At 37.8% G+C, this 12,456-nt stretch carries 11 protein-coding genes; 4 read left to right on the forward strand and 7 right to left on the reverse strand.

Translation table 11 applies throughout. The annotated features are described in order from the left end of the window. Window positions 1-210: 210 nt before the first annotated feature. Entirely contained in the window at window positions 211-1,026 is an 816-nt protein-coding gene (locus QMD21_02345; GenBank protein ID MDI6855611.1) for a recombinase family protein, read from the reverse strand. 296 nt (window positions 1,027-1,322) lie between these two features. Here QMD21_02345 and QMD21_02350 point away from each other — a divergent pair, with 296 nt between their 5' ends. Genes QMD21_02350 through QMD21_02360 form a run of 3 tightly spaced genes read left to right on the forward strand, consistent with a single transcriptional unit; the run spans window position 1,323 to window position 3,704 of the window. Then, window positions 1,323-1,823, forward strand: coding sequence for a Rab family GTPase (locus QMD21_02350; GenBank protein MDI6855612.1), 501 nt, complete (start codon window positions 1,323-1,325; stop codon window positions 1,821-1,823). A 1-nt stretch (window position 1,824) separates the two neighbouring features. After that, on the forward strand, window positions 1,825-2,772 hold the full coding sequence (locus tag QMD21_02355) for a DUF835 domain-containing protein (GenBank protein MDI6855613.1): 948 nt from the start codon (window positions 1,825-1,827) through the stop codon (window positions 2,770-2,772). Beyond that, on the forward strand, window positions 2,772-3,704 hold the full coding sequence (locus tag QMD21_02360) for a UbiA family prenyltransferase (protein MDI6855614.1): 933 nt from the start codon (window positions 2,772-2,774) through the stop codon (window positions 3,702-3,704). The genes QMD21_02355 and QMD21_02360 overlap by 1 nt, the downstream gene beginning before the upstream one ends. A 12-nt stretch (window positions 3,705-3,716) precedes the next feature. Here QMD21_02360 and QMD21_02365 read toward each other — a convergent pair whose 3' ends face one another. The 6 genes from QMD21_02365 to QMD21_02390 form a co-directional block, all read right to left on the reverse strand. Beyond that, window positions 3,717-4,304: an XTP/dITP diphosphatase gene (locus QMD21_02365; GenBank protein MDI6855615.1), complete on the reverse strand. Its 588-nt coding sequence runs from the start codon at window positions 4,302-4,304 to the stop codon at window positions 3,717-3,719. Continuing rightward, complete coding sequence (locus tag QMD21_02370; GenBank protein ID MDI6855616.1) at window positions 4,301-4,912, reverse strand: KEOPS complex kinase/ATPase Bud32; 612 nt, start codon at window positions 4,910-4,912, stop codon at window positions 4,301-4,303. The genes QMD21_02365 and QMD21_02370 overlap by 4 nt, the downstream gene beginning before the upstream one ends. A gap of 117 nt (window positions 4,913-5,029) precedes the next feature. Continuing rightward, window positions 5,030-5,173 carry a hypothetical protein gene (locus QMD21_02375; protein MDI6855617.1) on the reverse strand — a complete coding sequence of 48 codons (144 nt, stop codon included), beginning with the start codon at window positions 5,171-5,173 and terminating at the stop codon, window positions 5,030-5,032. A 265-nt stretch (window positions 5,174-5,438) separates the two neighbouring features. Next, the gene (locus tag QMD21_02380) at window positions 5,439-5,900 is read right to left on the reverse strand and encodes a hypothetical protein (GenBank protein ID MDI6855618.1); all 462 of its coding nucleotides are present in this window, start codon (window positions 5,898-5,900) and stop codon (window positions 5,439-5,441) included. Window positions 5,901-6,614: 714 nt separating this feature from the next. After that, complete coding sequence (locus QMD21_02385; protein MDI6855619.1) at window positions 6,615-8,174, reverse strand: family 1 glycosylhydrolase; 1,560 nt, start codon at window positions 8,172-8,174, stop codon at window positions 6,615-6,617. Beyond that, window positions 8,171-9,142, reverse strand: coding sequence for a bifunctional N(6)-L-threonylcarbamoyladenine synthase/serine/threonine protein kinase (locus QMD21_02390; GenBank protein MDI6855620.1), 972 nt, complete (start codon window positions 9,140-9,142; stop codon window positions 8,171-8,173). Before QMD21_02390 ends, QMD21_02385 begins: the two co-directional genes overlap by 4 nt. Window positions 9,143-9,547: 405 nt before the next feature. On the opposite strand from QMD21_02390, the gene QMD21_02395 reads away from it, so the two are divergent. Beyond that, window positions 9,548-12,316: a hypothetical protein gene (locus QMD21_02395; protein MDI6855621.1), complete on the forward strand. Its 2,769-nt coding sequence runs from the start codon at window positions 9,548-9,550 to the stop codon at window positions 12,314-12,316. The last annotated feature ends 140 nt before the right edge of the window (window positions 12,317-12,456 follow it).

Consider the following 12,456-nt stretch of genomic DNA (forward strand, 5'->3'; position numbering starts at 1 on the left):
TATCGTTGTCCATTCTGTAATAGTGAACAGTTTGTGATAGTGGAATTTTTGTCTTATGTTGATTTGATAAATATAGAACCTGTGCTACCACCTAATCTAGGGGTGTAGGTGGGTGGGCTTTACTTGATTTTAAAAAAAATATTAATCTTTTTATTAGCTTAGTCTTTTTTTCACGTCAATTACGGCTCACCGTAGTTGACTTGTGTGCTGTCATTTTAAATGTATTTTTTGCTTTTTACCCGGCTTTTTTGTACGCATTAGCATAATTTCTTGAACTCTATTGAAACTTTCTTTGGCAATAATAGGTAGATGTGTCCCCCTTTTTATAATATCCTCCCATTCCATATATCCACAATAAATTGGATTCTTCAAAATTGTAGATATTGTCTGCTTACCCCATTTTTTACCAAACTTCGTTGGGATTTTTGAACTATTTAGATCAGATACAACTTTTCCCATACTTGCTCCATTCAAGTAATCACTAAAAATTTTCTTTACTATCCTTGCTTCATTATCATTTATTGTAAGTTTTCCGTTTTTGTAATCATAACCATACGGAATATTAAATCCTAAAATTCCGCCAACAGTTTCTGCCTTCTGCCTCATTCCAGTATAAACTCTCTCACCTGTCTGCTCGCTTTCAAGCTGCGCAATTCTCTGTATTATATCCACAACAAATCTGCCTATTGCAGTACTTGTATCTAAAGATTCCTGCATGCTAGTAAATTCCTTATTCCATTTTCTTAGATTATCCATCATATCCATAAAATTTCTTGAGTTGCGATGGATGCGATCCATTTTCATTACAAGAATCATATCCCATAAGTCTTTTTCTTGCATCATTTGCTGGTAGGCAGGTCTTTTTATATTTCTGCCTGAATGACCATCGTCCACATATTCTTTTACAATTTCCCAGCCTTTAGCTTCACAATATTTTCGCAACGAAGTTAATTGCGCATCTAAAGAAAAACCTTCTTTTGCTTGATCCTCAGTACTTACCCTTGTATAAATCGCTACTTTAGTCATATCCCATCCCTGTAAACAGATTGTTCTTTTTTATATTTAAAATTATCTCTTTTTGTCCTATAAAGCTTTGAAGTTTATTTTGTTAATTTTGTAGGCTTATAGCAAATATAAAGGAAAGGTCAAAAGTTATTTTTATTTTTGATAAAGAATAAATTAAGTCCATACGATAACTGAGTTAAGTTTGTAGGCTTATAAGATATATTTTGAGAAGGAAAGGGCCTTTTTACGCTTATATCACCAATTCCTCCCCACAATCTACAGAAACATTAAATAGTCAGTGAACAATTTTTAAATCAATGGCAACATACGTTAAAAAAATCTGTTTGCTTGGTGATGGCGCTGTGGGTAAAACTTCGCTCATCAGAAGATATGTCTACGATGTATTTGAAGATAAATACATTGCTACAATTGGTACTAAAGTAACGAAAAAAACTATTTCTATAAATAGTGAAGAAAAGATTACGCTTCTTATCTACGATATATTAGGGCAGAAAAAATTTGAAAAATTACATTCTGTCTATTATCGTGGCGCTTCAGGCGCTTTAATAGTAAGTGATATTACAAGAGCAGAGACTATAGAGCACATGCGCTCTTGGTGCTCATCGCTATTTGAAGTTGTAGGCATTGTGCCTGTAGTGTTGATAGTCAACAAAGTAGACTTAAAAAGATATTTTCCTGAAGAGCTTAAAAAGCTCAGCTCCGAAATCAATGCTAAATATTACTTCACAAGTGCTAAAATAGGTGAAAATGTGGAAGAAGCTTTTCTAACAATTGCTAAGTCGGTTATTGGGATATAAAATGATAGATAAAAAACTATCTTTCTTTGTTATGCCTGGAAATGCACTAAAAAGTCTCAAAGACGAGCTAAGAATAACTATAGGCGATAAAGAAACTAAATTTATACTGGAGCGCTACGGATATAGATGTGGCGAGGAGCTTAGCGAGAAAATAGATGTGCAATGCAAAAAATTAGAAGATCTTGTGGAAATTTTAGAAACTTTATGGGCTGAGATAGGATTAGGAAGAGCTTATGCAAGCTCAATTGTTGATGAAGAGCTTGTAGTTAAATTCGAAACTGAAGAATATCATACTAAAGGTGAATATTGCGATTTTATTAAAGGCTATATTAATGGTATAGCTGATAAATTACTGGCTAAAAAATTCTATTGCTATGAAAAGGAATGCGTCACTAAAGGCTTTGAGTGTTGCGTATTCCACTTGATTCCTATCTATGAGTATCTCAAGCCTGTTAGAATAAAAGTATCTAGGAAGGAGGGCCCAAGATATAAGTTAGAGCGGGGATGCAGCTATTTACTGAGAGATGAAAACACAGCAAAAGGTTATGATATATTTATGGATGCTATAACCAATAACTATTGTGGCCTGCTAGTTACCAGAGACTATCCAGAAAAGCTCAGAAGTCGCTATAAGGAGCTTTGTGGCATACCCATACTTTGGCTTACAGACGCAGAAAAAGAATATGCAATAGCTCCTGAAGAGCTTTCAAAACTCTATTACGAGCTTGTGAGCTTTATCAAAAAAGCAAAGAATGCATTTGTACTGCTTGCAGGAGTAGAGTACCTACTCGCTAATAACAGCTTCAAGTCAGTACTAAAATTCTTGCAAATTACTAAAGATCAAATTGCAATTTATAACGCTGTGCTACTATTGCCGTTAGCGTCTAAAACTATTAGTGAGAGAGAGCTGAAAATGCTCGAGAAAGAGCTAGTAATATTCGAAAGCTAATGGTAAAAATATTTGGAAAAGAGCCATGGGACAAAGTAAAATACGCGCCCAAGAAGTTACGCGGATTTCTAGACCTTCTAAGACCTTTTACTCTATTAGCTCCTGCAATAGGTGGCATTAGTAGTGCTCTTATAGCTTATAGCCATAGCTATTCAAATATTTGGGATATTGACCTAATTCTTTTAGTGCATGGTGTAGCCACAATTGTGATGGTAAATGGCGCAAGTAATGCTTTAAATCAAGCTTGCGATGCAGAAATAGACTCAATTAACAAGCCTTATCGCCCAATACCTTCTGGAATTGTAACTGTAGATGAAGCAAGAACTATTGCGTATATTCTATACCTTTTCATATTGTTCAGAGCATGCCTGATTAATTTTGCATTTGGAGGAGTGGTATTAGCAGTAATGTGCTTGACTGTAATATATTCTATAGAGCCTGTAAGACTGAAGAAAAGGCTTTTTACATCTAATATTGCAATTGGTTTGGGAAGAGGCCTGCTGGGCTTTGTAGCAGGATGGTGTATTTTTGGGAGTATTAATAATCTTGTACCTTGGGTAATTGGAAGTATTATGTTCATCTATCTTATAGGAGCTACTACAACAAAAGATTTTCCTGATGTAGTTGGGGACAGACAATACAATATAAGAACTTTACCTGTAGTCTATGGAAGGAGCAAAGCTATTGCTTTTTCAGCGCCTTTCTTTGTATTCCCTTTTGCACTAATACCGATATGTATACAGCTAGGATTGCTTGCACAAAATACTATCTGGCTGGCATTACTTTCGATATGGGGTACTTATATTGTATTTTTACTTTGGAAGTACGCGGATGTGCCTGATAAAAAATTTGAAAATACCCCGGTCTGGAAGCACATGTATTTCATGCTGATCGCTATGCAAGTTGGTTTTTGCTTGTTCTACCTACTCTAAAGGTTGCGTTTTCTAGCTACCTTCATTCCAAAAGCTATCCCTATAATGAGACAGTCTCAAACCTTTCAGATAAGAGCCGAGTTTTTGCACTGCTTTACCCCTATGCGAACATCTGTTTTTTTCTTTAATGCTCATTTCAGCAAATGTTTTCTTCTTGCCATTTGGAATGAATATAGGGTCGTAGCCAAAGCCGCCATGACCTTTAGCGCAGGTTGATATTTCACCTTTACAAACACCAGTAAATATCTTTTTAGAATTCCCCATTTTCAATCCAATTACAGACCTAAACTCTGCGTACCTATCTTTTTTTCCTTTGAGCAGTTTAAGAATGCCGTCACAGCCAAGAGTTTTGAAAACAAACGAAGAATAAACTCCGGGAAAGTTATTCAGCGCTCTGATAAAGAGGCCTGCATCTTCAATAATGAAAGGTTCAAGTAGGGCTATAGTTCTAAGTGCAGCTTTTACTACTTCTTCTGGAGAATCTGCTTGGAGCTCAGGATAACTAAGAGCCTTTTGTACCACTACCACGCCTAACTTCTCTAACTCGTTTTTTACTTCTCTGAACTTGTTTAGGTTTGAGGTAACGAAATAGAGCGTCAAGTATACCTACCTCGCGCTGCAATCTCATGCATCTTCTTTATTACAAGCTCTGCATGCTTGTAGTTCTTTTTATAAGCCTCTAGAACCCATTTAAACGAATGCTCAACCTCAGAATGAGCGCTTTTGAACGCTTCAAGTAGCACCTTCAAATCTACACCCTGCGCCTCTAACTCTTTGCTCTTTTCGCCAAGCCCGAAATCAATAAAAAATATTTTTTTATTAAAAAGAATCATATTTGAGGTAGTCAAATCGCCATGAATAATTCCGTTAGAATGAAGTTTCGCAACCGCTTCACCAATTTTTGAACAGATAAATTCTCTTTTTTTATCATCAATATTATCAAGAATATCTTTTACCCGCTCGCCTTGAAGATATTCCATTATTATCAAGCACTCATCAGAATCTATTTCGTAGATAATAGGAGTGCAAACAGCATATTTCTTTACCTCGCTAATAAGTCTTGACTCTGATTTAGTTCTACTTTTTCTTAATTTATCATCTATTTTCTTATTCCTGTAGAGTTTAGGCACACGCCACTTAGCAATTGCTTTCTTATTGAGCCAAGTGGTAAGATGAATTTCTGCTTCTGCACCGCGCTTAAGGAGCATGAGTTTATAATCAAATTATAAAGATATAAAAGCTGTTTTTTTAAAATAGAAGGATATTCCTCGAAATTAGCAACATACCTAGATAATAGCCCTTATTTTGTTATTGTCGATATAAAATTAAAAAATAATAAGACCCAATAATCTATTTCTGCCCAACGGGAGATTTACTTCGGCAGCTATCTCAGGCGTTGTGTTGATACCTTGATGCGTACGAACAAAATTATACACTATTCTTCTTAGTTCTGTAAAAGCTTCTCCCATTGGTTCACTTTTGAATCTTCTTGTCGCCCTATATCTCTGTTTGAAATCTTCGTTGTGTCTCTCTGTAGAGTTGTTATATGTTCTAAACCATATTTTTTGCAGGCAATGGGAACGCCAAATATCAGTTTCGCATATCTATAGAACCAATGTTTAAAACCAATTCTATATCCTTCGAACTTATCTGAAACAAAAGTTATCAATTCTCTTTTGTCAGAGGTTTTTATCTTCCTCTTCTCTCAATCTATCTTTGACTTGCTCGCCTATTTTATCGTATAGTTTTTTTAAAGTGCTCTCTGCACTTTTCTTTAGTTCTATGTTCTGTAAATGTGACAGCAAGGTTGTACTTGGTTTTACTATCTATGGAGTTAATCGGACGGTAACTCTTGCCCTTTACCTTAACATGAACTTCATCAGTATGTATTCTTCCCTTTACCTTTGGCTTTAGTTTTCTCTCAAATTTAGAGAGAAGCTCTGCATATTTTCTTACCCAATACAAAATAGTGCTGTCGTAGAGATAGTAGCCCTCATGCTGATAAACATAATCTCTTATTTTACTGAGTGATAATCCATCAGCGTGCAAATGGAGAGCCTTAGCTATGATCTCCTTTGGATAAGTCATTCCCTCAAAACCATCGTGCTCTATAAAATATTTCTCGCATCTATTGCACCAGTATTGCTGTTTTGTTGTATATTTATAGAGTCCTGTAAAATAAGTGTGAGTAAGCATTTCAAGAACCGGTGGATGAGAAAATGGGGCTGGGACTATGTTGAGCTGAGGGAAGCGATAAAAAATGCGTACAAACTTGATAAAGTTGGTAAGAGGAAATATGAAGTATATGTAAGAAAAAAGGGCTGAAGAAGCTTATTTTTGTTTACTATCATGAATTTGATACTGTGTTTATAATAACCGGTACCGAGGTGGGAAAATGAAAAAAGAGAAAGCTGTCAAGAAGTGCAAGGGGTATAATATTAAGAATACCCTCTGATCTCGAAAAATGTTTACATCTAAAAGGAGATGAAAGTGTTGCGTTAAGCAAGGTGGGAAACAAGATTGTGGTAGAGATTAGTTGATCGTTTTAATCAAATAAAGATATAAAAGCTGTCTCACAACTCTTCTAACAATGATATATACATATCCAAAAGCAGATTTCTCGGATCTCATACCTGTCACAACAATAACAGACAGAAACACTACACCTACACAGTCCCAGATTTATCTCCAGGCACAACGTATTACTTCAAAATCAAGGTTGTAGATAATGTTAATCTATCTACCTACTCTACACAAATAAGTGCAACAACTTCGGCACCGCCAAAGGAGGAGCTGAACTGGCTTTTGATCGATGGAATAATCGGGATAATTGTAATAATAGCTGTGATAGTAGCTGTAGGGGCTATGGTTAAGAAAAAGGAAACAGTAAAATAATCTTAAATCACCTGGCTAGTTTAAAACTATTTGAGTAAATGTTTTTATCTGATAAGCTAGGTCTTCATAAGCTGGCTTCTTCGCTCTGTCTGTATATAAAACTCCAAAATGATATTCTATATCTCCGCCACCACCACTATTAGAATCAATTAACTCATACCAATTCGCTAGAATTATTTTATTTGTATGGTTGCGATTATGAGCTTTTACTTTATCCTTAACTATTGGTAAGGCAGTATTAATGAAAGCTTGTTGTTGCGGTTCTGCATGCCCTATCACATACGTGGAGTAGCCTGTCTCCATTATCGCACCCTCTTTACCGTAACAAGGATCTGTAGGATTGGTAATACGATTTATTAATGCATCTAAGGGATACCAATCATCGTAGCCTGTTGCAGTCCAAGTGCCTGGGTAATGATCTATCCCTATAATATCAATAGATTCTTTTGCATTACTCAGCCAATTATTCAAATCGTCTTCCCAGCCGAGAGTATTGCATAATATATTCACAATGCTCTTATAGTTACTATCATACAAAGCTAATCCTCTGTTCGCGTAGTAAAACAACTTCCAGTCATCTTCCGCCGCTATAGGGTCAGCAGTTGGATGGTTTGCTTCATTCCATAACTGATAATAATAAATTCTATCGCCGTATAAGGAAGCTACTTTAGCACAATATTCCTCAAACTCTTCAAAAAATTTCGTTTTATTACTATTATATAAATCTACAGACCATTGTGGATACCGATATAGAATCACAAGCACGTCTAAGCCGTAGGTGCGCGCTGCGTTTATATATTCATTATACCAATTTATCATTGACTCGTTCCAATTATTGTTAGTGGGTTCCAAATCATACCAACAGAAATCTGTTCTAACAAATCTACAACCTAAGTTCGCAATATATTCAAAAGCTTCGCATGCTTTCGTAATATTATAGCATGCATCTGGCGCCTCTGGGTGCAGATTACAGCCCCACACTAACGGCTCTATATAAATAAGATACCCATTACCGCACACTACGCTAAAGTTACTTATATTTACTGCTCTAGGATGGACAATAAATCTTTGTTTCTCAGTCGACCAATACGCTACTGCTTTACAGTCTGGAATATTCTTTGCCAATGTTTCTGCATCTAGAGTAGTTTCATTAAACCAGCCTATAGAATTCCAACCTAGCGTTAAATTTACTTTCACATTTATAATTGCTGTTCCCTCCACACTAAACGTTGCATTGCTGGTTAAGTACACAAAATAGCCAATACCGAGCTCAAGCCTGAAATTATTACCCTCAGCACCTTTTGCGTAAATATCCAAAACTTGTGAACTAGAATTCCATCTACCAATATGTGTACAATTTGGTATTGCATCAGCTAGCTGAGCCGCGTTTTTATAACTTGTATTTAAAGGTAAATTAATGAAATTCCAGCCTTCGATTAGAATAAATGTAAAATTTTTGATTTGGATATTTGCCTGGGTTTGTATTCTGTGGTTGCAAGTAGTTTGCCAACTGTTTGTAAACGAGATAAGTATGAAAGCGATAACCAACAGTTTTACTACTCTACTATCTATCATCTCCACCTCACATCTACGTCATCAGTTCTAAACCTCTGCTTTATTTCACTGTCCTCTATTTTCATTCTTATTCCACTTTTATACATCAGCAAACCTGTTAAGGCGATCATTGCACCGTTGTCTACACAGAATTGCGGCGCAGGTACAAAGAGCTTCGCGCCCCTTGATTTGCACATATCGTCAAGCATTTCCTGTAGTCTTTTATTACATGCAACACCGCCGCCTAAAAGAATCTCTTTTTTATCGAGGTGCGCCATTGCCCTCTCAGTAACTTCTGTAAGCATTGCAAAAGTTGTCTCCTGTAATGAATAACAAATATCTTCTAGCTTCTCAATATTAATTAGATGAAGTGCGGCTGTGAGTATACCGGAGAAGGCAACATCCATACCTTTAATAGAGTAAGGTAGATCTATAAGTTTAGTTCCTTTTTTAGCCTGTCTCTCAATTTCAGGTCCGCAAGGAAAAGGCAAGCCAACAATTCTGCCAAATTTGTCTAACAGGTTGCCAATACCTATATCTAAAGTCTCGCCAAATACACGATATTTTGAGTTAGAAAATGAAATTACTTGAGTATTGCCTCCAGAGACATATAGCAAAACAGGATCTCTACATTTAGTTAAACTTCTGCCAATCTCTAAATGCGCTATACAATGATTCACACCAATTATTGGTATTTTCAAGCTCAGCGAAAGAGCTCTTGCAGCAGTAGCTACTGTTCTTAGGCAAGGTCCTAAGCCAGGACCTTGTGAAAAAGCAACTAACTCTAGCTCTTTAATATCAACGTCTGCTTTTTTCAGAGCTTCTTGCAATACAGGCAGGATATTTTTTGCATGCGCATTTGCAGCTTCACGAGGATGAATACCATCTTTTGGAATGTATACTTTAGAAACATTAGCTAATATTTTTCTAGCTTCTGTAATCCCTATTCCAACTGTATGTGCAGTCCCCTCAATTCCTAAACACAGCACTTTTCTCGATATAAAAATTGTTTTTCTATTTAAATAATATTTCTAAATGTAAAGTAAAGCAACATTTGCAACGTTTTTATAAGCTGAGGGGCGTTTCACTCCCCAGCCCCTCAATACGACGACAGCTAAAGCTAAGGCATCGCATCGCCCCTTAAACCCAGGGGAGATTGAAGAAACCTCCGAGTGAATTTGTCGCTCCAGAGGCAACCTTTGGGTAAATCATATTCATTTATAAGCCCCTTGGGTGAATAGCCCCCATCACCGTAAGTAAAAATCTCTGTTTCGGAGCTAATGTTGCAGATGTCCCCTGACTTTACACTAAAAGAGAAGTGGCGTTTCGCATAAAATATATATCCACTGGAGGGTATATTATATAACGCGCTATACAAAGAAGGTTGATACGCTATGAAAAAAAGAACTAAGAAGATAATAGCCATAGTCTTAGTGATTGTTATCGTGGGCGTTGGTGTATGGGCTTTGTGGCCTAAAGCTTACGAAAAAGGTGTTGCAAGCATAGATGACCTTCTAGGCTCTGCATCAGCACGAAGAATTGAGAACATGCCTGTTTTAGTAACTGCTCACGAGCCATATCTTGCACTTATAGCTACACCTATTGCGCTGTACTACGAGGGTCAAACTCAAAAAGGTTCTCCTTTACTAGTAGTTCGTCCTAATGAGCCTTCAAGAGCTGTAATTAGATTTCTGAGTATGTATGGAAATCTTAGAGTAGCAACTCTTGGTGAAGTGCCTACAACTCTATCTTCTAATGAAAGGGGATGGGAAGAGCCTACTACCGCGACCATTGATAATTCTGGTATGGGATTCAAGGGCTCGCTTAAAGATATCTCACTCAACGTAGCGAAACATTTCTGGAGCCATAGCGATGGCGTCGTTATTGTAGAGCCGAACCATGAATCTTATAACAAAGCAATAGTAGTAGTGCCTTTTGCTTCCTATCTCAATATCCCTGTAATTGTAATCGATAAAATGGATTCTATTGTTGGAGACGCACTCAAAAGCTTGGGAGTTAAATATTCTATCGTATGCCAAGGCTCAAGCAATGTAGAAGGCTACGGTAAAACGAAAAGATTCGCAAGTGTAGAAGAAGCGCAGGATTGGATGATAAAAATCGTAAGGGAGCGGTTGGGTAGTGAAGTCAACTATATCACAATGGCAAACCCATTAGATATTTACGAAAAAGAAGTCACAGATAGTTTTGTGGCTGTGCCTAATACTACTGGAACTATAAAACATTCACCTGCAACTGCTTACCCTGGCAGACCTGAGCTTGGTGAAGGACCTTGTTTTCCAGTAAATATTCCTTATAAATATGCAAATGTAAAAGTCGAGTTAAGTTTAGATATTTCACGAGAAGATTGGGGCGATGACGCAGGCGCTAGAATATACGCCTTCTTCGGTGTCGATGTCGATGGCGACGGCGCTCTTGACGAAACAAAAGATAAAATCAAAGTATTCTGCGGTTCGCCAGCCTATAGCGTTGAAGGCTTAGACGGCGACCCGACTGGCGATGCAGACGCCACTAGTACACCACCAAATCCAATACCTACTTCAGATCGCCAGCCCAAATCAAAAGTTGCCAAACTCAACTTCGAATTCCCAATATTCAATGATATACAGCAACACGCAATTCAGCTGCTTGCGAAAATACCTACTGATAGCGATAGATGGCCTGGCGGAGACTGGAATGCAGAGTACACTCTAAAAGTAACTGTAGAAAAGTTAAATTCATATATTTATCCAAGATTAAAAGCTGCATCTTCTATTGCTGGTTATCTTACTGCCTATAGAAAAGGAGTTGTGCTTGCAAAACCAAGTTATATGATTTACAATGATACATATGTGACGATAGAGGATTCCAGCAACCCGGCTGCAAACTTAAACCTGATCGAGCATACAAATAGAAGGGTTGGCGAGGTAAAGAAAGATTTGAATCTTTTACTTGCCAGATTGCCAGATCCTGCAAACAGCATGCCAACAAATACCAATGAAGATATAATAGCACTTGCAAACTATTACTACCCACTAGACGAAGCAGGCACAGCTCTGAGACGCAACTTCACTTATATTGGTATAATAGCAGATCCGAGTATGATACCTCATTATTATTATCCTAGTAAAGGATTAGGACAAGACTCTATTGAAGGCTACCGCGTGCCAAGCGATAATATCTATGCCGATATAGATGCAGATTTAGAGCTGCCGCCTTTCGGATTGAATGGTGGCTATCCTCGTTTAGAGCTTGCAGATGGCAGATTAACAGGCTTCGATGTGCAAGATATTTCTGCATTACTTGCAAGAACTTTTTTCTATCAAGATATAATTAGAGATTTTAAGGGTGTATGGAATGGCAGGCATGAGCTTTCAGACCCAACACCACTCACTACAGTTGCGGAGTTATGGAAAGATTCTGCAGTAACCGCACTAGGCACTGAGCCGCCCGTCGGCCCTGCTGAGTCAGCTGCTCAAAAGTTAGGACAAATGTGGCAAGACTCTGGATTTGGCTGGCAAAATATGTGGCCTGAACAGTTTACAGGTTCGCAGGGAGCGCGCCAAAAGGCTGCACCTTATTACGGCTCCGCTAACTTCGTATTCATATGCGCTCATGGCTTCTATTACTGGTACGTTCCGCCAGCGATAAGATCTTTTGCACCCTATTTCGAAGTAAGTGCAGGTGGAGCTTTCGATGTAGCTCATGTCAGACTTATGAACTGGGGACCTTCAATTATATGGACTGATTCCTGCGTTACAGGCAGAATAGATGGCTTAGATCCTCGTAATTGTTTGAGCCATGCTTTCCTGCATGCGGGCTTTAATTGTTATTTAGGCGGTACTCGCAGTATGTGGGGCTCGCTTTTCTTTACACCTGATTCTACTTCAGGTGAAATGCTAGGTAGTTTGATGGCCCTTTACTGGTATGGTCATATGTGTGGATACATTTATGACAAAAGCAAATACCCAGTTCCGCCATTTACTGGTCCATGCGAGCCTAATGATTTACCTACTGGCGCAGCACTTATGCTCGCTAAAAACAAGTTTATAGTGAATCAGGGCACTGACGGCGGCGGAGCTAATGACGATACTTACGAAGAAGTGTTATTGCACGGCGACCCTGCATTCAATCCTTACGAGCCTAATCATGAAGGCGCCGAGTGAAGCAAAAGATTGACTTTTTAGTAATCAGCGCAGTATTTCCAATCCGTGATTACGCCATTTTTTATAAACTCGTCATTGTAAAAAGAGAAACCTCTTAGAAGGCATGATTAAAAGTAATAGTGGAATAGAAGTATTTAATA

This window comes from Candidatus Thermoplasmatota archaeon, assembly GCA_030018475.1.
In the GTDB taxonomy this organism is placed as follows: Archaea; Thermoplasmatota; JASEFT01; order JASEFT01; family JASEFT01; genus JASEFT01.